Origin of the sequence: Pantoea sp. JZ29 (genome assembly GCF_035190385.1) — a bacterium.
Classification (GTDB): domain Bacteria; phylum Pseudomonadota; class Gammaproteobacteria; order Enterobacterales; family Enterobacteriaceae; genus Pantoea; species Pantoea stewartii.
Map to the genome: position 1 here is coordinate 793,772 of NZ_CP045241.1, position 21,555 is coordinate 815,326.

The 21,555-nt window shown below is 53.6% G+C and carries 23 protein-coding genes; 16 read left to right on the plus strand and 7 right to left on the minus strand.

What is annotated here, in order from left to right:
- Window positions 1–32: 32 nt before the first annotated feature.
- The 5 genes from GC090_RS03820 to GC090_RS03840 all read left to right on the plus strand — a co-directional run bounded on the left by GC090_RS03820 (window position 33) and on the right by GC090_RS03840 (window position 4,207).
- A complete protein-coding gene (locus GC090_RS03820; RefSeq protein WP_039342291.1) occupies window positions 33–971 on the plus strand; it encodes a sensor domain-containing diguanylate cyclase in 939 nt (312 codons plus the stop codon).
- 140 nt (window positions 972–1,111) lie between these two features.
- Window positions 1,112–1,942 (plus strand): alpha/beta fold hydrolase, encoded by an 831-nt coding sequence (locus GC090_RS03825; RefSeq protein ID WP_006118263.1) that lies wholly within the window; start codon window positions 1,112–1,114, stop codon window positions 1,940–1,942.
- A gap of 596 nt (window positions 1,943–2,538) precedes the next feature.
- Window positions 2,539–2,703, plus strand: coding sequence for a con-10 family general stress protein (locus GC090_RS03830; RefSeq protein ID WP_006118264.1), 165 nt, complete (start codon window positions 2,539–2,541; stop codon window positions 2,701–2,703).
- A gap of 503 nt (window positions 2,704–3,206) precedes the next feature.
- The gene (locus GC090_RS03835; protein WP_006118265.1) at window positions 3,207–3,704 is read left to right on the plus strand and encodes a YciE/YciF ferroxidase family protein; all 498 of its coding nucleotides are present in this window, start codon (window positions 3,207–3,209) and stop codon (window positions 3,702–3,704) included.
- On the plus strand, window positions 3,701–4,207 hold the full coding sequence (locus GC090_RS03840) for a ferritin-like domain-containing protein (RefSeq protein ID WP_033739715.1): 507 nt from the start codon (window positions 3,701–3,703) through the stop codon (window positions 4,205–4,207). The genes GC090_RS03835 and GC090_RS03840 overlap by 4 nt, the downstream gene beginning before the upstream one ends.
- A gap of 70 nt (window positions 4,208–4,277) precedes the next feature.
- Here the strand turns inward: GC090_RS03840 and GC090_RS03845 are convergent, their stop codons facing one another.
- Window positions 4,278–5,936 (minus strand): alpha,alpha-trehalase, encoded by a 1,659-nt coding sequence (locus tag GC090_RS03845; RefSeq protein ID WP_050504863.1) that lies wholly within the window; start codon window positions 5,934–5,936, stop codon window positions 4,278–4,280.
- Between the two features lie 311 nt (window positions 5,937–6,247).
- Here GC090_RS03845 and GC090_RS03850 point away from each other — a divergent pair, with 311 nt between their 5' ends.
- Window positions 6,248–6,760: a GNAT family N-acetyltransferase gene (locus tag GC090_RS03850; RefSeq protein WP_324020895.1), complete on the plus strand. Its 513-nt coding sequence runs from the start codon at window positions 6,248–6,250 to the stop codon at window positions 6,758–6,760.
- A 49-nt stretch (window positions 6,761–6,809) separates the two neighbouring features.
- Here GC090_RS03850 and GC090_RS03855 read toward each other — a convergent pair whose 3' ends face one another.
- The 4 genes from GC090_RS03855 to GC090_RS03870 all read right to left on the minus strand — a co-directional run bounded on the left by GC090_RS03855 (window position 6,810) and on the right by GC090_RS03870 (window position 9,254).
- The gene (locus GC090_RS03855) at window positions 6,810–7,520 is read right to left on the minus strand and encodes an ArsR/SmtB family transcription factor (protein WP_054687067.1); all 711 of its coding nucleotides are present in this window, start codon (window positions 7,518–7,520) and stop codon (window positions 6,810–6,812) included.
- 5 nt (window positions 7,521–7,525) lie between these two features.
- On the minus strand, window positions 7,526–7,909 hold the full coding sequence (locus GC090_RS03860) for an amino acid-binding protein (RefSeq protein ID WP_006118271.1): 384 nt from the start codon (window positions 7,907–7,909) through the stop codon (window positions 7,526–7,528).
- Complete coding sequence (locus tag GC090_RS03865; protein WP_006118272.1) at window positions 7,902–8,225, minus strand: antibiotic biosynthesis monooxygenase family protein; 324 nt, start codon at window positions 8,223–8,225, stop codon at window positions 7,902–7,904. Before GC090_RS03865 ends, GC090_RS03860 begins: the two co-directional genes overlap by 8 nt.
- Window positions 8,226–8,396: 171 nt before the next feature.
- Complete coding sequence (locus tag GC090_RS03870) at window positions 8,397–9,254, minus strand: SDR family oxidoreductase (protein WP_058702231.1); 858 nt, start codon at window positions 9,252–9,254, stop codon at window positions 8,397–8,399.
- A gap of 103 nt (window positions 9,255–9,357) precedes the next feature.
- Here GC090_RS03870 and GC090_RS03875 point away from each other — a divergent pair, with 103 nt between their 5' ends.
- The 8 genes from GC090_RS03875 to GC090_RS03910 all read left to right on the plus strand — a co-directional run bounded on the left by GC090_RS03875 (window position 9,358) and on the right by GC090_RS03910 (window position 16,158).
- The gene (locus tag GC090_RS03875) at window positions 9,358–9,741 is read left to right on the plus strand and encodes a winged helix-turn-helix transcriptional regulator (protein WP_033739707.1); all 384 of its coding nucleotides are present in this window, start codon (window positions 9,358–9,360) and stop codon (window positions 9,739–9,741) included.
- 769 nt (window positions 9,742–10,510) lie between these two features.
- Window positions 10,511–11,923, plus strand: coding sequence for a cytochrome ubiquinol oxidase subunit I (locus tag GC090_RS03880; protein ID WP_033739705.1), 1,413 nt, complete (start codon window positions 10,511–10,513; stop codon window positions 11,921–11,923).
- Window position 11,924: 1 nt separating this feature from the next.
- Window positions 11,925–12,929 (plus strand): cytochrome d ubiquinol oxidase subunit II, encoded by a 1,005-nt coding sequence (cydB, locus tag GC090_RS03885; protein WP_033739704.1) that lies wholly within the window; start codon window positions 11,925–11,927, stop codon window positions 12,927–12,929.
- 1 nt (window position 12,930) lies between these two features.
- Entirely contained in the window at window positions 12,931–13,098 is a 168-nt protein-coding gene (locus GC090_RS03890) for a DUF2474 domain-containing protein (protein ID WP_006118277.1), read from the plus strand.
- 224 nt (window positions 13,099–13,322) lie between these two features.
- Complete coding sequence (locus GC090_RS03895; RefSeq protein WP_006118278.1) at window positions 13,323–14,189, plus strand: helix-turn-helix domain-containing protein; 867 nt, start codon at window positions 13,323–13,325, stop codon at window positions 14,187–14,189.
- A gap of 166 nt (window positions 14,190–14,355) precedes the next feature.
- The gene (locus GC090_RS03900; protein WP_006118279.1) at window positions 14,356–14,550 is read left to right on the plus strand and encodes a hypothetical protein; all 195 of its coding nucleotides are present in this window, start codon (window positions 14,356–14,358) and stop codon (window positions 14,548–14,550) included.
- Between the two features lie 212 nt (window positions 14,551–14,762).
- The gene (locus GC090_RS03905) at window positions 14,763–15,545 is read left to right on the plus strand and encodes a siderophore-interacting protein (RefSeq protein ID WP_324020898.1); all 783 of its coding nucleotides are present in this window, start codon (window positions 14,763–14,765) and stop codon (window positions 15,543–15,545) included.
- A gap of 79 nt (window positions 15,546–15,624) precedes the next feature.
- Window positions 15,625–16,158, plus strand: coding sequence for a PadR family transcriptional regulator (locus GC090_RS03910; RefSeq protein ID WP_058702228.1), 534 nt, complete (start codon window positions 15,625–15,627; stop codon window positions 16,156–16,158).
- Between the two features lie 16 nt (window positions 16,159–16,174).
- On the opposite strand, the gene GC090_RS03915 is transcribed toward GC090_RS03910, so the two are convergent.
- Window positions 16,175–16,468, minus strand: coding sequence for an Rdx family protein (locus GC090_RS03915; RefSeq protein WP_006118282.1), 294 nt, complete (start codon window positions 16,466–16,468; stop codon window positions 16,175–16,177).
- A gap of 257 nt (window positions 16,469–16,725) precedes the next feature.
- Between GC090_RS03915 and GC090_RS03920 the strand changes: the two genes are divergently transcribed.
- Window positions 16,726–17,241, plus strand: a complete 516-nt coding sequence (locus GC090_RS03920; protein WP_054687184.1) for a CinA family protein — start codon at window positions 16,726–16,728, stop codon at window positions 17,239–17,241.
- Here the strand turns inward: GC090_RS03920 and GC090_RS03925 are convergent.
- Window positions 17,238–18,221: an acrylyl-CoA reductase (NADPH) gene (locus GC090_RS03925; RefSeq protein WP_324020900.1), complete on the minus strand. Its 984-nt coding sequence runs from the start codon at window positions 18,219–18,221 to the stop codon at window positions 17,238–17,240. The genes GC090_RS03920 and GC090_RS03925 overlap by 4 nt on opposite strands.
- Window positions 18,222–18,802: 581 nt before the next feature.
- Here GC090_RS03925 and GC090_RS03930 point away from each other — a divergent pair.
- Window positions 18,803–20,953: an ornithine decarboxylase gene (locus tag GC090_RS03930; RefSeq protein ID WP_324020902.1), complete on the plus strand. Its 2,151-nt coding sequence runs from the start codon at window positions 18,803–18,805 to the stop codon at window positions 20,951–20,953.
- The last annotated feature ends 602 nt before the right edge of the window (window positions 20,954–21,555 follow it).

A 21,555-nucleotide genomic window follows, 5' to 3' on the forward strand; every position in this document is an offset into this window, starting at 1 on the left:
CAAAATAGCCTTTTCTCTTTCCCGCTATCGATATGTCTGAAGATGCCCTGCGGCAGCAAATTGCGAATTTAAAAAAACACAATGCGCGATTAAGGCGTATTGCGCATGATGCCCGCGATAAATTGGGTGCTGCGCTGGACGGCACGGGCCTGTGCTTGTGGCAACTGGATATTCCCACGGGCAAGTTGGTTATTTTTAACCGCCGCTGGGGATCCATGCTGGGTTTTCAGCCTAAAGAAACGGATGCCCATTTTGATGTCTGGAAATCCTGCCTGCATCCTGAGGATGCCGCAGATGTTCTGAAGGCGTTCTATGATCATATCGAGGGCAAAGCACCCTTCTATGAAGCCTTACATCGGATGATTGGTAAAACAGGAAAAATTACGTGGGTGCTGGACCGGGGCCGCGTCAGTGAATGGGACGAGCAGGGCAGACCGATCAAAGTGACGGGCACGCACATTGATATGACCAAAGAGAAACAGTACGAAGCGCAACTGGCTTCACTGGCCATGCACGATCCCCTGACGCAATTAACCAACCGGCATGCGTTGATCAATCATTTTCGCGATATGAAGAAAAAGGCATTATGTATTGCCTTTATTGATTTAGATAATTTTAAGCATGTCAACGACACGTTAGGGCATCGCAGTGGCGACGAAGTCCTGATTCAACTTAGTCTGCGCTTTATCGCAGCCTGCCCACCAGGTGTCATTATTGGGCGACTGGGCGGCGATGAGTTTGTTTTACTGATTCCGCTCGCGTTAACCCATCCACTCACGAAGAGGCTCACGCACGCCTGTCTTAATGCTGCCATGCAACCTTTTGAGCTGGCCAACGGTACTGCCGTCATTGGCGCATCCATTGGGGTTGTTCAGGTTGAGGAGCCAGAAAACTTTGACAGTGCGCTGGCCCGTGCTGATGAGGCGATGTACCGCATCAAAAAAAACGGTAAACGCGGTGTAGCGTTGTAAAAACGCGTTTTTTCTGCTTCTGGTTTGACCATCGGTTTCCCTCTGCCATGCTTGACAGGTAGTGCCGCGCGCCGGAACGTCGCTGAGCTTCTCAGACGATGGCCGGAAGCGTCATCACCTTCATCCATAGCGAGGCGTTTATGAGTCTGTTTAAAAGCAAAGATGGATTTAACCTCTACTACAAAGACTGGGGCAAAGGGCAACCGGTACTGTTTAGCCATGGCTGGCCGCTGGACGCGGATATGTGGGATAGCCAGCTCAACTTCCTTGCCGAACGCGGCTATCGGGTTATTGCTTTTGACCGGCGCGGTTTTGGACGTTCGGACCAGCCATGGGAAGGATACGACTACGATACGTTTGCTGACGACATTCATAGCCTGATCACACATTTACAACTCAAGGATGTCACGCTGGTCGGGTTCTCAATGGGCGGCGGCGACGTATCGCGTTATATTGGAAAATATGGCACGGGCAACGTTAAAGGGCTGGTTCTGTTAGGCGCAGTCACGCCCGTGTTTGGTAAGAAAGACGATCATCCCGAAGGCGTAGAGAAATCGGTTTTCGACGATATCAAACAGGGACTGCTTGACGACAGAGCGCAGTTTATTAAGGATTTTGCCGCCCCCTTTTATGGCACCAATGCTGGCCAGTCAGTATCCGAGGGCGTATTGACGCAGACGTTAAACATGGCCCTGCTGGCATCGCTCAAGGGAACGCTGGACTGTGTTACCGCTTTTTCTGAAACCGACTTCCGCGCGGATCTCGCTCGCGTTGATGTGCCCACCTTAATCATTCATGGCAGCCATGATCAGATCGTCCCGTTCGAGGCGACCGGAAAGCTGGCCCATGAACTGATTACGGGTTCAGAGCTCAAGATCTACGATCAGGGGCCTCATGGATTCGCTGTCACGCATCAGGCTCAGCTCAACAACGATTTACTCGCCTTCCTGCAAAACAGCAGGGCAGAATAGTCCGAAAAAAACGCCCGTCAGGGCGTTTTTATTTTTATTGCCGCTTCGCTTACCTGAAATGTGATGAGCGGTATTTCTTCCGCTTGTGAGAAGTGCCATTTTACTAATTGTCGCCTGCCTGGTCATTTTATGATCTTTTCTTTCTCTTCATTCTAATAAACGAGACGTTTACCGCTTCGCTTATTTTTGCATGTTGCAAACCCTGCCGTAATGAATTCGATTTTATCGCGCTTAGTTAAATAGATCATTTATTGATCATATTGACGATAGGCAATGTCACCTGGCCGTCCCTGTGCTGCGATTGAAAATAAAATCAGTGTGGACTTTTTAATAAATAGATCGATTAATAGAGCCTTAGAGGAGCGTTTTCATTAAAGTTTTCGCCAGGAGCGTTAAACTAGAGTTTCCTCGAAAAATAGTTTCATCACTAAAGAATTAACTGGATGTACAAATAAGGTATATGTATCTGCCTTTGTGAGTGTCGTGGCCGTCATGCTTGATTAGGTGATTTTTACAGCTACATTTGTTTGTGCACCCTTTAGTTGATGCAACTTCCACTGTGCTATTTCAATAATTAAACTTGCGGAGAACACAGAATGACTCAATATCGTGGTGGGGCCGGTAATTTCGCTGCAGACAAAGAGAGAGCAGCAGAAGCAGGCCGTAAAGGCGGACAAAACAGCGGTGGGAATTTCAAAAACGATCCCCAGCGAGCTATTGAGGCGGGGCGTAAGGGAGGTAAGGTCAGTCGAAGGAGTTAATTCAATATTAACAAGGGGTTAGCTATTTAAACTGAAACCTTCAGTGAAGCTGACTTCTACTCAATATATAAACTTCGCTGTTTAATCCATGAAATAAACCACCTCTGGTTTAGGATTTGGTCAATCTTGCCGGAAAGGATATTCCTTTCCGGTTTTTTTATTGCTGCTTTTCCGGTCAACGCACGGCTGTCTGAACGAAAAAATGAAATCCGGGTTCACCAGGTGAAACGCCTCTATTTTAACTGAAGGTTAACTTGTACGGTTTTTGCTAATTCTGTATAGGTTTGTCTTAATTGAGGTGAGGCGGGGCATTTATCAAAATAACTCATTTTGAGTAAAGTACTGGTAATTAAGGGAAAAAGGCATTTTCAATGCTACTTTAAAATCTGAATTAAACGGAGCCGAATGCATTCTTCGTTAAATAGTCTAAGGTTAGTGAGTACATTGTCACTGGCGCTGCATTAAAAATAGTGGCGTAGCCGTTCAATTAATGAGGCTCTTTTATGACTGTCAAAACGTTAAACGATCTCTTTATCCATGACTTGTCCGATGTTTACAGTGCGGAAAAACAAATCGCGAGAGCACTGCCCAAAATGGCGCGTGCGGCAAGTGATGAAAATCTTATCGCTGCGTTTAATCAGCATCTCGAAGAGACACGCGGGCAAATCGAACGTCTGGACGAATTAGTCGACGTTACGCCTGAAGTGAAAATCAAGCGAATGAAATGCCATGCCCTGGAAGGCCTGGTAGAAGAAGCCCAGGAAATTATTGAGTCTGTTGAAAAGGGTGAAGTACGCGATCAGGGATTGATCGGGGCGGCGCAGAAGGTCGAGCATTATGAAATTGCGACCTACGGTACGCTGCACGCGCTGGCCTCAAAGCTGGGTTATACCAAAGCCGCGAAGCTGCTGGCCCAAACCCTTGCGGAGGAAAAGCAGACGGATGAAAAACTGACCAGCGTTGCACAGACCATCAGTTCGGCTGAAGGAGTTGCGAAATGACGGCCATTGAAAACTATCATGACTGGTTGCGTGACGCGCATGCCATGGAGAAGCAGGCCGAGAGCATGTTGAGCAAAATGGCGGGTCGTCTGGAGCATTATCCCGCTCTGGAGCAGCGCCTTGCCCAGCATCTGGATGAAACTAAGCATCAGCTTACTCTGCTTGAACAACTGTTGGATCGCCACGGCATTGACCATTCCATTATGAAAGACGTGATGGGCAAAATGGCCGCCACAGGACAGGCGATTGGCGGCATGTTTACTTCTGACGAAGTCGTCAAAGGCGCGATGAGCGGCTATGTGTTCGAAAACGCGGAAATCGCCAGCTACACCAGCCTGATCGCGGCTGCCGAGCAGGTCGGCGACAGTGATGGCGTCAGAGTCCTGACCGAAATTCGCGATCAGGAAATTGCGATGGCCGAATGGCTGTTCACGCATCTGCCGGAAGTCACTCAGCAGTTCCTGCAGCGCTCTGCGGCGCCAGGCGTTGAAGCGAAAAAGTAAGTTCTCTACAGAGAAATCGCCAGAAAAAAGCCGGGAACGTTTCCCGGCTTTTTTGTGCCTGCGACACAGATTAATCCATCATCATATGGCCATACATCGCCATCAGCCGACGGGTTACGCCGTTTGTCCAGCCAAAGCCGTCCTGCAGAGGATATTCACCGCCGCCACCGGGACGCGCGCGGTCACCGCTGATATCGTACTTCTCGACCAGTTTATGGTGTAACTGGTAGAAGTTATTCACGGTTGTCAGCCAGTTCACGGCGATTTCGCTCGCCAGGGTTTCTTCGCCGTAGTTATTCAGGCCCACCACCGCCATCCACTGCATAGGCGCCCAGCCGTTAGGTTTATCCCACTGTTCGCCGCTTTCCACCATAGAGGTCAGCAGCCCGCCATTGCTGAGCAGCAGATGGCGCAGCGCGATAGCCTGTAAATGCGCCTGATAAGGCGTTGCCAGTCCGACGAAGAGCGGCACTACCGCAGCGGCGGTGAACGCGCCAAAGCGGGCGCGGCGCCAGTCATAATCCCGGAAAACGCCTGCGGTACTGTCCCACAGGTAACGGGTAATGGCACGTTTGCGGGCATCCGCCTTATTCTGCCAGGCCAGCGCAGTCAGCTCTTCGCCTTTAACGTGAGACAACGTCGCAATCATCAGCTCAAGCTTGTACAAAAACGCATTGAGATCGATCGGGATAAACTGCGTTGTACGGATGCTCGACAGACGTTTTGGATTACGCAGCCAGCGTGATGAATAGTCCCAGCCTGACGCGGCACCCGCGCGCAGATCGCGGTAAACTTCGCTTGCCGGACGCTTAGAATGACGCGCTGTTTCGATGTCCTCGATCCAGGATTCATCACGTGGTGTGTCGCGGTCGTCCCAGTAACGATTCAGAAGCGAGCCGTTCGGCATCCGGACCACATGGCGATAAGCCTGGTTGGGCATCAGTGAGCCGGCGCCATCCATCCAGAACTGATACTCTTTCATCAGCTGATCCAGATAGCGCTGTGAGCCTTGCACGCCGTCCTCTTCGAACAGTTCCACCATCAGCGCAAACACAGGTGGCTGTGAGCGGCTCAGATAATAAGTGCGGTTCCCGTTCGGAATGTGCCCGTAGTTATCAATCAGCCAGGCAAAGTTGTCGGCCATATGACGTAACAAATCGTCACGCCCTGATTCCGCCAGGCCGAGCATCGTAAAGTACGAGTCCCAGTAATAAGTTTCGCCAAAACGACCACCGGGCACGACATAAGGTTTAGGCAACGGCAGCAACGACGAATGCGGCATATGCTGCTGCGGCATCTTGGTAAGAACCGGCCACAGATCGTCGATGTGCTCGTTAAGCGTTTTGTCAGGGTTCGAAACGTAGAAGCTTTCGTTGATACCTGGCATGTAGAAATGGTCGGCAACGAATCGCGCCAGATCGAAGTCCTTGCTGCGCTTCTGACGGCGGTAACGCATCAGCACATCAAGCGGATCGTATTTGGGCGAGCAGTCGGGGAACGTTTTGCTGTCCTCGAAGATGCCCGACATCTGAACGGCCTCGAAAAGCTCAAGATAGCGATCGGCAGGCGTCAACGCATCCGGGGCAGGCAGACCTTCGATCAGCTCTGGCTCGGGTTCAGAATCCTGCATGCGCTCCAGCTTCAGTTCATGGGGATCGTATTGATACTCAACTTCCGCCCCGGCACGATTCTCTTCGAATGCATTGAGTTGCTGGCGATAAGTATTAATAACGGCCTCCTGAGCGAACGGGGTTGCACAAAAAGGAAATTATAGACCTCTCGCAGGCAGGAACAACAATGCAGATTGTCTATGAACGTAATAAAAATTGTCTATTAATCGTATAGATTGAATAAAACACAGACAATTCAACCGAATATCTCGACTTATGACGTAAATGCATTTCAGATGAATCTCTTACGGCAGGCTTAATAAAATTTTGCCTGGGCCAAAAGGGGCTGTTTTTTCCCTGTGTGGCAGGAAAATGAAGCAAAAGTGGCATGATGTAAGAAAATACCCTCTGGGGTGCCCTGTTAAGGAGAATGATCGTGCGTTCCTTTACTCTGCGACGACTCACCAGCAGCGACAGTGTAGGCTATCGCGCCATTCGGCTGGACGGATTACAACGCCATCCTGAGGCGTTTGGCGCGGATTATGCGCGTGAGCGCTCAGAACCTGACGCGTTTTTTGCGGCTCTGCTGCAAAACAATACTGTGCTGGCCGGATTCGATCCCCAGGGCGAGATCGTGGGCGTGACGGGTTTACGCTTCCATCCCGGCCAGAAACAGCGGCACGACGCCACGATTTGGGGAATGTATGTGCTGCCTGAGTGGCGGGGAAGCGGCCTGGCGAAGACGCTGCTCATGACCGCAATCGCGCAAGCCCGTGAATGCATCAGCATTCGGCTTGCCGTGAGCGCCACCAATGCAGCAGCAACGGCCCTGTACCGGTCTGCGGGATTTACGACCTACGGAACAGACGTCGCGGCGCTGTATGTCGACGGTGTGTTCCACGATACCGTGCTGATGCGGCTGGACTTAACGGCTATCGGCTGAGGCGCACTGCCAGCATGCCCGCGCGTGGTATAAGGCGAAAAGGAGGCTGTCAGCCGAGGCGGAGGTTAAATATGCGCGACAGCCCAGTTTGGCCGCGTGCGGTGACGCCAAGTTCCCGATAGCCGGGCGTCTGCTGTAGCCAGGCTTTTTGTATCATGAAGCGCAGCAAGGCTGCACCGGCCTCGCCACCAAGATGAAAGCGCCTCTCACTCCAGTCCAGGCAGGGGCAACAGGGCTTTCGTCGCGACGGCGAAGTCAGCTCGATGCCTGTTGCGGCAAAATGCGCCTTGCCCTCCATTGTGAGCGCCGTGCCATCCGACATCAGCCAGCCCGCTGACTGCATAGCATCATAGATACCGACGGCAATCTCACCGGCCAGATGGTCATAACAGGTGCGGGCTCGCCGGAGCCGGTCTGGCGTGGTTGTTTTCAGGACTGAACCGGGCCGGGTCGAAATGCCCATCAGGTTTTCCAGCAGGCCCGCCACCTCATGGCTGGCCAGACGGTAATAACGATGCCGTCCCTGTACCACGCAGGTCAGCAACCCTGTCTCCGTCAGCTTATTCAGATGGCCGCTGGTGGTGGAGGGCGCAACGTCAGCGACCACGCTCAGCTCGGTCGCCGTCCAGGCCCGGCCATCCATCAGGGCACAGAGGATGTGCATGCGCGAGGTATCCGCCAGCGCAGTGGCCACCGTCGCCATGCTGAAGGTCAGAGAAGAGTGTGTGCTGTCATCACACCGGGCCGCCATGCGTGTCATTCTGCTCATCCTTTCCACTGGCGGGTCAGTGCTTCGGCCCGCCTGTCATCATCGGTAATCAGCACCAGCCAGTTGCTGTGATCGCTGTACTGCGCGCGAATATTAATGCCATTTTGCGCCAGGCACTGCGCAATTTCACCCAGTTCACCTGGCCGCTGCTGAGGGAGTTTTCGGCGCAGTGGCCTTCGGACGTCCCTGACATCGAAACCGGCATTCACTAACACCTGCCGGGCGCGCGGGCCATCCTCCACCAGAAAATGAGCGTGACTTTCCTTGCCCGTTGAAAAGACGCCGCCGCCTTCCAGGCCGATGCCATGCTGCCCAAGCAGTGTTCCAAACGCGGCCAGCGACCCCGGTTCGTTCCTGAAGACCACATAAAGATTAAACATGCCGGGTGTTCTCCTCTGGACCAGCATAATCACGCATAACCTTCGCAACGCGCAGGCGGTAATGGCTGAAAATTGTGTTCTGGCCTTCCCGCTGTGCCGACTGATGCAGGCTGTTTTCCCGCCAGTGACGCACCGCCCGTTCATCTTCCCACCACGACAGGGACAATATCTTGCCAGGCTCGCTCAAACTCTGAAAGCGCTCAATCGCGATAAATCCCGGTATCCTGTCCAGTTCGGGCCGAAGTTCGGCCGCCAGTTCAATGTAACGCTGTTGCGCTGCCGGTAAGGCCTCTGCTTCAAAAAGTACGGCAATCATTTCTCTCTCCCTTAAGTCAGCCTGCAGACAGCGTACCCGATGCAAAAGCGGTTACTTCGGTGTGCACCGAATCGTGGCTGATGGAGCATCAGAAAGGGGAGAAAGGGAGTGAGAGAGGATAATCGCTGCGGTTAACCGGCAGGGCTTAACCGCAGCGTAAGCGTGAGTGCGTTATCCCTTTGTCAGCGCCGCGCGGATCACCTCGGCATAAGGCGTGGTGGGGCGACCAAGCAGTTGGCTCAGTGTGCGGGACGCATCGAACAGACCGCCCTGAGCGGCACCCGCATCGGAATCTGCCAGAAGCTCTGCCAGCGGGGCCGGCAAGCCTGCGCTTTTCAGTGCGGCGGCAAAATCTGCCTGTGGCAGATTGACGTAATCCACCTTTTCGCCGCTCTGCGCGGCGATTTCAGCCGCAAACTCCGCCAGCGTATAGCTGTCATCGCCGGCCAGCTCGTACACCTTGCCCGCCTGGCCGTCACGCACCATAACTTCCGCTGCGGCGTCGGCATAATCCCGACGCGCCGCAGAAGCGATACGGCCCTGTTCTGCCGCACCGAGAAACGCATGATGCGCCAGGGCAGGGGCGATGCTCGCCGCGTAGTTTTCGGTGTACCAGCCGTTGCGAAGCAGGGCATAAGGGACGCCAGACGCTGCCAGCAGGGCTTCCGTAGCCCGATGCTCAGCGCCCAGCGACAGCGGAGACTTATCCGCATGGAGGAGGCTGGTATAGGCGATAAATTTCACGCCTGCGGCTTTAGCGGCATCAATAACTGCACGGTGCTGCGCTTCACGTTGGCCCACTTCACTGCCGGAAATCAGCAGGAGTTTGTCGACCCCTTGCAGGGCGGCCGTTAAGGTTTCTGGGCGGTTGTAATCCGCCTCACGAACGTGAACACCACGGGCGGCGATGTCACTCGCTTTCGCCGGCGTGCGTACGGCGGCAACCAGCGTATCTGCGGCTACTTTTTTCAGTAATGCGTCGATAACTAAACGGCCCAGTTGGCCTGTTGCTCCAGTCACTGCGATCATCACATAGCTCCTTTAAGAGGACAGTTGGTCAACAGCAGCCTATGCGATATGCTAACTTTTCGTAAGTACTTACAGAATTGTTAGGATGAAGGGTTTTGTTTAAATGACTGATAAATTAAGCGAAAAATTTATGCGCGGCGAATTGCTGAATGTTAACTGCCCGTCGCGCGATGTGTTAAAGCGCATTACCAGTCGCTGGAGCGTATTAATTTTACTGGCGCTGAAAAATGACACGCTGCGTTTTAGCGAACTCCGGCGTGCAGTCGGCGGCGTCAGCGAACGTATGCTGTCGCAGAGCCTGCGCTATATGGAGGAAGACGGCTTTGTTGAGCGCATCGCCTACGATGTTGTGCCGCCGCATGTTGAATACCGACTGACACCGCTGGGTCTGGAAGTAGGGGAGCAGGTGGTAGGACTGGCCGACTGGCTGGAGATGAATGTAGAACGCATCCTCGCCCACCGGGAGAAACAGTCCGCCGACGCGTAAGACCGTTCATAAGACGGGACCGAAGCGCGCAGAGAAACACTCCCCTCGGCCACCGTAAAAAAATGCCTGTCCGACATAACAGATTCATTCTGCGTCGGGCGGTCTTAATTACTCACAGCATTTCTTTAACATCCTTTTTACCAGGCGACTTTTTCCTGAGGTTTCTGGCTGCGTTAATTATTGCGCGCGATAAAGATGTGATGAGTTATTTACATATTGCATATGATTTTTAACATGCCTGACCGGTTGAGCTTCGTTTTCCTGCCCGGAAATAGCGAAGCCAGAGTGCGAAAAACCGGACGTATTCTAAAAAAAAGCATCATAAAGCGCAGATAAGATAAATATCCTGCTAACAATATAATAAAACACGTGATTCCCCTGTCAGAACGGTACTTTTCTCTGTTTAACGAAGCGCGGAAATGGCGAATGACGCTTAAAAACAGCGAGTTGCGTTATTTTTTAGCGGTAATCTCGCGTGGCCGTTACGGCTCCGCGCAGGGTCTGTTTTAATAACAATAATGTCACATTGCCCCTTTGAAATTAACGTTTTGCTTATCCGTCCTAAATAAGAAAACTTTCAATAAAAAAATGATCTTAATCAAAAAATACTGTTATAGTTTTTACTTATCTGATTGTCTCTGTTTTACCAGGACGAAGCATCTTACATTCGTCATGGCATTTTTCCATGCAATGGAATGACATGCTTTGTGTATAAGTCGTTAATTATAAGTAACTATATGTGGTGCTCTATGTGGCAAAGAGGTAAGCAATGTTTGGATTAGATGCCTTTCATCTCGCCAGGATCCAGTTCGGTTTTACTGTTTCCTTCCATATTATCTTTCCAGCCATCACCATCGGTCTGGCCAGCTTTCTTGCTGTGCTGGAGGGAATGTGGCTCAAAACACGTAATCAAACCTACCGCGATCTCTATCATTTCTGGTCGAAAATTTTTGCGGTGAATTTCGGCATGGGCGTGGTTTCCGGGCTGGTCATGGCGTATCAGTTTGGGACCAACTGGAGTGGTTTCTCCCAGTTTGCCGGCAGTATCACGGGTCCCTTGTTGACCTATGAAGTGTTAACGGCTTTCTTCCTTGAAGCGGGCTTTTTAGGTGTGATGTTATTTGGCTGGAACCGCGTCGGCCCCGGGCTGCACTACTTTGCGACCTGCATGGTGGCACTGGGAACGTTGATTTCCACCTTCTGGATCCTGTCTTCTAACAGCTGGATGCAAACACCGCAGGGCTATCTCATTCAGAATGGCATCGTGGTGCCAGAAAACTGGTTTAAAATTGTCTTTAACCCGTCCTTTCCTTATCGCCTGTTACATATGTCCGTGGCGGCATTTTTGGCCAGTGCGTTCTTTGTCGGATCGTCGGCGGCCTGGCATCTGCTTAAAGGAAATGACAATCCTGCCATCCGTAAAATGTTCTCAATGGCGTTGTGGATGGCGCTGATTGTCGCCCCTGTGCAGGCCATGATTGGTGACGCGCATGGACTGAACACGCTGGAGCATCAACCTGCAAAAATTGCGGCCATTGAAGGCCACTGGGAAAACCCACCCGGTGAAGCCACGCCATTAATACTCTTTGGTTTACCGGATATGGAAGAGGAACGTACTAAATATGCGCTCGAAATCCCGTATCTGGGCAGCCTTATCCTGACGCACAGTCTGGATAAACAGGTCCCGGCGCTGAAATCTTTCCCGAAAGAGGACCGTCCTAACTCCACCATCATTTTCTGGTCATTCCGCGTCATGGTGGCAATGGGACTGTTAATGATCACCCTTGGCGTAGTCAGCCTGTGGCTGCGTTACAAAGGACGCCTGTACCAGTCGCGTCCGTTCCTGTGGTTTGCTTTGCTCATGGGACCCTCCGGCCTGATCGCGATTTTAGCAGGCTGGTTTACTACCGAAATCGGTCGTCAGCCCTGGGTAGTTTATGGCGTTCAGCGAACGATTGATGCGGTATCTCCCCATGGCGAAATGCACATGAGTATCAGCCTGCTCGCCTTTATTCTGGTTTACTCCTCCGTCTTCGGTGTGGGTTATCACTATATGATGCGCTTGATTAAAAAAGGGCCGGTCACCGGCGAAGGCGATACCGTGGAAACAGGTGGCCCCGGACAAATCAAAACGCCAGCGCGCCCGCTCTCTGCGGCCACTCACCATCATGAGGAGCGTTGAGATGATTGATTTTTCTGTTATCTGGTTCGCGATTATCGTTTTTGCTGTCCTGATGTATATCGTCATGGACGGTTTCGACCTGGGCATCGGCCTGCTGTTTCCTTTTAACAAAGACGCAGGCGAGCGCGACATGATGGTCAACACCGTTGCGCCTGTCTGGGACGGCAACGAAACCTGGTTAGTGCTGGGCGGCGCAGGACTGTATGGCGCTTTCCCGCTGGCCTATGCGGTAATAGCCGATGCGCTTTCCGTGCCGTTAACCGCCATGCTGATTGGGCTGATTTTCCGTGGCGTCGCCTTTGAGTTCCGCTTCAAGGCTGTCGAGCACCATCGGGCCTTCTGGGACAAGTCGTTTATTGCCGGTTCACTCCTCGCAACCTTTAGCCAGGGCGTTGCCGTCGGCGCGATGCTGGATGGCATTCCTGTCGAAGGCCGCAGCTTTGCAGGCTCGACGATGGACTGGCTGGCCCCGTTCCCGCTGTTCTGCGGCGTCGGGCTGGTGGTGGCATATGCGCTGCTGGGCTGCACCTGGCTTATCATGAAAACCGAACATGAACTGCACCGTAAAATGTCAGCCCTGGCGACACCGCTGTTGATTGCGCTGTTGTTAATTATTGGCATCATCAGTATCTGGACACCGTTCACGCATCAGAACATTGCACATCGCTGGTTCACCACGCCAAATCTGTTCTTATTCCTGCCGGTGCCTGTACTGGTGCTGCTGTGTGCATGGGGACTGCGCCGCGCAATCAAGCGCGAGGCGCATTATTCGCCTTTCCTGCTGACGCTGGCCCTGATCTTCCTGGGCTTCTCGGGTCTGGGTATCAGTATCTGGCCGAATATTATTCCGCCCTCGGTATCCATCTGGGACGCCGCGTCCCCGCCACAGAGCCAGGCCTTTATGCTGGTAGGTAGCTTACTGATCATTCCAATGATTCTGGGATATACCTTCTGGAGCTACTACGTGTTCCGTGGAAAAATCAAAGCAGACGAAGGATACCATTGATATGCAGACCCAGGTCAGCAGCAAAGAACGTCAGAACGAAACCCGGTCACCGTGGTGGAAACGCGTGCTGTGGCTGGTGGTCATCTACAGTGCCAGCGTGCTGGCACTCGGTGTGGTCGCGACGCTGTTCAGAATGATGATGACCGCCGCAGGCATGCGTAGCCACTGAGTCCTCCGAACGAGGCAGTGCATTCCCGACTGCCTCCGTTGTTCCCCTCGTCCTTCCATAAGCCAGCCTGTGTGCTGGCTTTTTAAAGTAGTAACCCAGGCAATTAATGCGCTTTTTGCCGCTATCCGGCCCTAGCTGGCCCATGAGTCATGACATCCTGCAACGCTTTTTGTTACTATTTTATTACAAATCTTTCCCTCTTTTTTCTTTTCACGTTTTTTAAAATGCTAAGTCAAACCATAAAAAAACAGCATATAAATGATTTAGTCGACTGGATTGAAGCCAACCTGACCAACGACATTTCCATCGATCTGATTACGCTCAAATCGGGCTATTCCAAATGGCATATGCAACGTTTGTTCAAGGAGATGACCGGACAAACGCTGGCGGCCTATACGCGCAAGCGCCGCTTAACCCTTGCCGCTATGGCGTTACGACTGACGCGCATGCCGTTAATTGATATCGCCGTCCGTTTCGGGTTTGAAAATCAGCAAAACTTCAACCGCGTGTTTAAAAATCACTTCTCTGTTACGCCGGGCGGTTTTCGCCGTCTTAACGTGCTGCCTGTCCGGTATTTTCACGGCCGTATTGCTCAGCGCGAGCCGGTCATGCCGGTATCGCTTTACCGGCGCGAAGAGGAGTTGCTCCTGCAGGGCGACACGCTGGAATGGGAATGCCCCTATGGCGACTATATTCGCGACCGGCATCAGCGTATGGCCGGCCTGGTACGCCATTTTGTCCGTACGCAGCAGGGTGACGCGCAAGGATGGCTGGGATTTCAGTATGGCCCCGGCAACGCGTCCGTCGATCAACAGCACATCAGCCTGTTTCGTGGCGTCGCGCTGGCAAACACGGATGCCGGGCCAGGCGATCTTCAATGCCGCACGGTGCCTGCGGGGCTTTACGCCCGCCTGGCATGGCGTGGCTCACCGGAAGAACTGACGCGTTTCATCGCGGATATTTACTACCTTTATCTGCCGCAGTTGAATGTGGCCTGCCGGCCGGGAATGGATTTGCTCTGTCTGGATTTAACCCGATGCACAGCCGACAACATTGAAGGCGTGTTCTCTATTCCTGTCACGCAGGGATAATGCACATTATGTGCGTCAATGTGTGATAAAGCGCACGATTTTATAAGCAGGCTGGCAGGCAAGGCGTAAAATCCTTACCGAAGCGCTGAGCGCAGCTACGCATACTGTATTTCCTTCTCAGCGCTGGATATTCACCTGCTTTTTACGCCTGAACAGGCAAAATACCATGACCAAAATAACGCAAATAGCCGCCTTTTTTCTGACTGTCGCGCTGTGTGCCGCTCCCGGCCTGGCGACTGCACAACTCACCGATCCCGGCAATGTTCGCACAGGATTACATCCCGGCAGTCAGGCCGGCCACAGCGAGATACTCGGTGACAGCTCGCTGCCGCAAAACAGCGGACAAAATCAGGCGCAGTAACCGCCCGATGACCGACAGTCCTCCTTTAAAAGGCGCGTAAGCGCCTTTTTGCTTTTCAGCGATAAAAGGCCGACAGATGTGCCTGCACCTATTGCCGGACCGCATTTTTAGTCATTGTTCTTAAGATATATCATAGCTATTCTCTCCGACTGACATGAGAATGATTGTTGTTTACTAAGGTTGCGTACAACCCTGTTTTTCGGAGAGCCACTGTGCCTGCATCTTCTTCCCGCCGTTTACCTGAACGTATCCGTAACGCGCTCCGCTTTCGCTGTATTCACGTTGCCACCAAAACCAAAGTGGCTGACCGGTTTTGGCGCATCGTGTTTACGGGCGACGACCTGAAAGGATTTAATTCGCCCGGTTTTGATGATCACATCAAAGTCTTTTTCCCGCCCACCGCTGACACGACGCTGCAACTGCCGACGATGGACGATGACGGCATTCACTGGAAAGACGGCTTGCGGCCGGCTGCGCGTGACTACACGCCGTTTGACTTTGATGGTGAATCTTCGCTGACAATCGATTTTTACCTGCATGAAAGCGGTGTCGCCAGCGACTGGGCCGCGCAGGCACAGACCGGCGACAGCCTGATTATCGGTGGACCTCGCGGTTCTCTGCTGGTCCCAACGGATTATGCTTTCCAGCTTTATGTCTGTGATGAAACTGGTCTGCCTGCGTTTCAGCGCCGCAGCCGCAGCATTGAAGCCGAAACCCTGCACCTGTTTGCCTTCACCGATGAAAAAACGGGGCGTGACTACTTAGCGGACACCGGCAAGGCAAATGTGGCCTGGCTCGGTAGCCAGCAGATGACGCAGGCGGCTTTGCCAGCCCTGACGGCGGCGCTGGATAAGATAGCGATACCGTCGCATGACGCTTTTATCTGGCTAACGGGAGAAGGGCGCGTCGTTAAACAGCTCGCTGACTACTTCACAACGCAACGCGGCGTGGATGCTGATCTTGTGCGTGCGGTTGCTTACTGGCATCACAAGTGAGTGACCTGCCGTTGATTGAATTTTACCTGGTGGCCCTCTACCATCAGGCTCTTTCTCCTTAAACAGGCAGAGGCGACAGATGGATTCGGCCCATTCAGAACAGGATAACCGCAGCCAGTCTGCGCGGCCTTGCGCAGCGCGGCGGAAGCGCCGGGAAAAGATGCTTGATGCGGGTGAAATGCGCCTGTTGATGCTGCACTTTATCGCTCAGCGCGCCTCTCACGGTTATGAGCTGATTAAATGCGTTGAAGAACTGTCGAAAGGGGAATATTCCCCCAGCCCGGGTATCATTTATCCCAATCTGACCTTGCTTGAGGAAATGGAGGCCATTGAGATTGTCGAGCCTCAGGCGGCGAGAAAGGCTTATGTAGTGACCGCAACGGGTCAGGCGATGTTAGAGGCCGAAGCCCAGCCATTGTCGCGTTTGATTACGCGCCTTACCTCGCTGGCTGTATTAGTCAACAACCGCAGTATTCCCGACATAGAACAGGCCATCTTTCAGTTTAAAAACGCCTTAAATGGCCGTCTGGCACAGCAGGACATCACGGACGAAACACGGCATAAGATTGTGGCTGCGCTGAACGCAGCCGCTGAGCAAATCAGCCGCAGTTAACGCCGGATCGCGCCCGTCAGCTTCCGTCAGTTTTGTTTTTGTCGATGTGTCCCAGTGAACGTTCCGGAAAGCAGATATCTCTGACACGCTGCTTGAGCACCTGAGCATCGGGAAAGCCGCCGTCACGTTTACGTTCCCACACCAGATGGTCATCTACCGTGACTTCAAATATGCCGCCGCTGCCGGGGCGAAGCGTGACGCTGGCCAGGTCCTGAGCAAAAGTGTGCAGCAATTCCTGTGCCATCCAGGCTGAGCGCAGCAGCCAGTTACACTGGGTACAGTAGTGGATCACAACGACAGGTTTTTGCATATTCTTTTCTCCTTTTCCTGAATAAGGGCTGTCAGCGATGTTACGCAATGGCAGACAGGCTACATGAAACATCTACAGGCTGACCGGGACAAACCGGTTCGCGTTGCCAGCCGAAACGGCAGAGAACGATGGGCGACGTGTTAGCCGAAACGGCACAGGCCATTTTCCCGTTTACGCTGATAAAACATCAGATTAGCCGCATCAGATTACTGAGTTTCAGCCATACTTTACCTGTGACAGAAAACAAAGGAAAACTCATGACCATGAAACTCAGTCAGGCTGCTGAACAACTGGGTCAGCAGCTTTTATCCTCTGGTTTGCGTCTGGCAACCGCAGAGTCCTGCACGGCGGGATTGATCAGTATTACGCTGGCGGCGGTCGAAAACAGCGGTGATTTTTTTACCAGCGGCTTCGTCACCTACAGCGAAAGCGCCAAAGTGCGTCTGCTTGGCGTTAACCCGCAAACGCTGGAAAACCACACTGCAGTCAGCAGAGAAACCGTGTGTGAAATGGCGCTGGGGGCGCGTGAACGGTCCGGCGAACCGGTGAGTCTGGCGATAAGCGGCTATGCCGGACCGGACGGCGGCGAAGATGGTACGCCTGCAGGCACTATCTGGGTAGGATGGACATTGCCTGATGGCAAAGTCGTGGCCCGTTGTCAGCACTTTTCTGGCGACCCCAAAGCCGTCATGGAGCAGGGCGCGAGCTGGGCACTGCAGGGGCTAAGCGCGTTACTGATGCAGCAGGATGCGCCGCCCCATAAAGACCGTTAGCGGCAGTTCACCACCAGGCGGCCGCGAACCTTGCCTTCAAGCAGATCCCGCGCGCCCTGACTGGCTTCGCTCAGTGGGATGACCGTGATCATCTGAGACAGTTGCGCATCATTCATCAACTGTCCGAGCCGTTGCCAGGCCTGCTGGCGAAGCGGTTTAGGGCACATCACGCTGTCCACGCCCGCCAACGTCACGCCGCGTAAAATAAAAGGCGCGACGCTGGTGGGCAGATCCAGCCCCTGAGCCATGCCACAGGCGGCGACAACGCCATCGCGCTGCGTGCCCGCCAGAACGTTACTCAGCGTATGGCTGCCCACGCTGTCGACAGCCGCGGCCCAGCGCTCTTTGCCCAAAGGTTTGCCCGGCTGAGACAGTTCAGCACGATCCATAATCCTTTTCGCGCCCAGCGTGTTGATCAGCCAGTTTTCATCGCTGGCGCGGCCGCTGGAGGCGATCACCTCGTAGCCGAGTTTTGCCAGCAGGCTGACGCTAAAGCTGCCCACGCCACCGCTGGCACCGGTGACCAGCACGGGGCCGCGATCGGGCGTAACGCCCTGTTTTTCTAAAGCCAGCACGCACAGCATGGCGGTAAAACCGGCGGTGCCAATGGCCATCGTATTCAGTGGCGATAAGCCGTCTGGCACGGGCACTAACCAGTCGCCTGCGACACAGGCTTTTTGCGCCAGGCCGCCCCAGTGTTTTTCTCCCACGCCCCAGCCGGTCAAAATAGCGGTGTCGTCCTGCTTCCAGTCGGAATGCTGGCTGGCGACTACGCGACCGACGAAATCAATCCCCGGCACCATGGGAAATTCACGGACAATCGGGCCTTTATTACAGATGGCCAGCGCATCTTTGTAGTTCAGGGTGGAATAGTGCACGTCGAGCGTGACATCCTGGTGGGGCAACTGTGCTTCGGAGAGTTCTTTTAACTCGGTACGGTAACCTTGTTCGTCATTTTCAATGACCAGTGCCTTAAACATACAGCCTCCGTCAGGTGTAAGAATCATCAGGCAAGTTTACGCCCGACAGCCTGAGAGGGCCAGGTACTGGCCCGACAAGTACCCCGCTCTGAGGCATTATCAAACATCCCGGTGGCGGGGCGGCAATGTCCGGACATGGCATAATTTTGCATTGATTACAGAAGCTTAGTCGCTTAAAGATATTGCAACTGAATGATATGTATTGTTTTTTATTTTAAAGTTATTGACCTGATATTTAACGTTGTCGGGTTGTCCCTGTCAGTAAAAAATGACATTATTGCCGCCACATTTTTCCCCGCCGCCATCCCAGACAGAGGACGCTACCATGTCCGGATCAATGCGTTTTTGCACTTGTTCCCACTCGCCAGACCTGGCGCGTGACCTGTTTTCCGCCGTCATACCGGTTACACAAATTTCCGTCACTATGCGGTGACGCCAGCCTGGTCGTTGCTGTTGGACATGAGTAAGGACTACTCTTTACTGATGTCTATCGGTTTGGCCCGTCAGATATCATTCGCCGGGGAAATTTCCCTATTGCCGTGCCTCAGGCACCCACTCCCTGACTGTTAGGGATTTGTGTTATGACACCACTTAAAATTGCTGCCAGCGCTGCCGTTGCGCCAAGTCTGTCCCTGAATACTGCGCGCGACGTGGTCACGCTGGATAATACTGATTTTACCGATGTGGCGGCTGTGGTCGTCTCGCTTGCGGATACACGCAGTGGCGTGCTGGCCTTATTGCGGCATACCGGTTTTAACTTACCGGTGTTTGTTGCCAATGCCTTTGAAGAAGAGGTCATGCATCTGCCCGGCGTGACGGGTGAGTTGAACGGTGAACCGCAGGACTGGGCGGCACTGGAAACGGCGGCGCAGGCGTATGAAGCTGAGTTGCTGCCCCCGTTCTTTGAAACGCTGACCCGCTATGTCGATATGCAAAACAGTACATTTGCCTGCCCCGGTCATCAGGGCGGTGCCTTTTTTAAAAAGCATCCGGCAGGTAAGCAATTTTATGATTTTTATGGCGAAAACGTTTTTCGCTCAGACATGTGTAACGCTGACGTCAAGCTGGGCGATCTGCTGATCCATGAGGGATCGGCCAAGCATGCACAGAAGTTTGCTGCCAAAGTTTTTAATGCCGATAAAACCTACTTTGTGTTGAACGGCACCTCAAGCGCCAACAAAGTGGTCACGAATGCCTTGCTGACGCGCGGCGATTTAGTGCTGTTTGACCGCAACAACCACAAGTCCAACCACCATGGGGCGCTGATTCAGGCTGGCGCAACGCCCGTTTATCTCGAAGCGGCCCGTAATCCGTTTGGCTTCATTGGCGGCATTGACGCGCACTGTTTTGATGAGGATTATCTGCGTGCTCAGATCGCCAACGTGGCCCCTGAGCGAGCGCAGGAAGCACGTCCTTTCCGCCTGGCGATTATCCAGTTAGGCACCTATGACGGCACGGTGTACAACGCGCGTCAGGTGGTGGATCGCATAGGTCATCTGTGTGACTACATCCTGTTTGACTCCGCCTGGCTGGGCTACGAACAGTTTATTCCGCTGATGGAAGGCTGCTCACCGCTGACGCTGTCGTTAAACGAAAACGATCCCGGCATTTTCGTGACGCAGTCGGTACACAAGCAGCTTGCGGGCTTTTCACAGACCTCGCAGATTCATAAAAAAGACAACCATATCCGTGGTCAGAAGCGTTTCTGCCCGCATAAGCGATTGAATAACGCCTTTATGCTGCACGCCTCTACCAGCCCGTTTTATCCGCTGTTTGCCGCACTGGATATTAACGCCAAAATGCACCAGGGCGAGGCGGGACGTCGCATGTGGGACGAGTGCGTCATGCTGGGCATTGAGGCGCGCAAGGCAATCTTTGAACGCTGCGATATGATCCTGCCTTTTGTTCCTGAAACGGTGAACGGCAAACGCTGGCAGGATGCGCCCACAGAGGAGATCGCGCGGGATCTGCACTATTTCAGCTTCGAACCCAACGCCAAATGGCACGGTTTTGCGGGATACGATCGCGATCAGTACCGCGTCGATCCCTGCAAACTGCTGCTGACCACGCCGGGCATTGACGCGGCAAGCGGCGAATATGCTGACTTTGGGATTCCGGCGACGATCCTGGCCAACTACCTGCGTGAAAACGGCATCGTGCCGGAAAAATGTGACCTTAACTCCATCCTGTTTCTGCTTACGCCAGCGGAAAGCCCGGAGAAAATGGCCAACCTGGTCGCCATGCTGGCGCAGTTTGAGCAGCATGTAAAAGACGACACGTTGCTGGCTGAAGTCCTGCCCACGCTTTACCGTAAGAACGCCAAACGCTACGCCGGTTACACGTTGCGCCGCCTGTGCCAGGAGATGCATGACCTGTACGTAAGCTTCAATGTGAAAGATCTGCAACGTCTCATGTTCCGTGAGCAGGGCTTACCTCAGCTCAAAGTGAATCCACAGGACGCACATCAGGCTTATATTCGCGGTGATGTGGAGCTGGTGCCGATTGCGTCAGCAGAAGGACGCATCGCCGCGGAAGGCGCGCTGCCTTATCCGCCTGGCGTACTCTGTGTTGTTCCCGGTGAAGCCTGGGGTGGGGCGGTACAGCGTTATTTTCTTGCGCTGGAAGCAGGCATCAACCAGCTCCCGGGTTTTTCACCCGAGCTACAGGGCGTTTACACCGAGGAAGATGCCGAGGGACGTAAGTACCTGGTGGCGAACATGATGCAGGGGTAAGTGCTGGGTGGCTGTTTGCACAGCCTGGCTGGAATCAGGGGCCATGGCTGGTACTGAGAAGGTTTGAGTCTCTGACAGCTTATGAAACGCTGAGAGGGTTTCGCCCGCCAGGCGGCCTGGAGTTTCAGTCTGCCCGGTGCGGGCGACCGACAAGGGGCCGCCAGCCGCCGCGGCCCCTTGACCCCGGGCTCCCGTCCTGCCCACCCGCCGCTTCGCGGTGCCTTCGCTGCTTCAGGATTTCTGCGGACCGCCAGGACGCGCCATCCGTGGCGCGGCCCGGCTCTCGCCGACGTCCTGTCGGCTCATCCGGAAATCCCTCATCCGCTCAGCGGGTGGGAAGGCCGCCCCAAACCCCCGCTTCACTGTCTTTGTTAAAGCCACTTCCGGTGTCGCTGTAGGTAATCGCAAAACCTGCTCTTGTAGGTTCTGAAGCACTCCCCGTTTATCAAGTCTGCTCTTTTTAAGCCTCACTGAACACATTCAAACAGACAACACCCGCTTTTAAAAGAAACCAGGACTGGCAGGCGGGGGGTTTTCTGCCGGCATCCGGCGCGCTGAGGAGAGAACGGAGGCCAGGGCGGCGCGGCAGGGATGCCGCGACG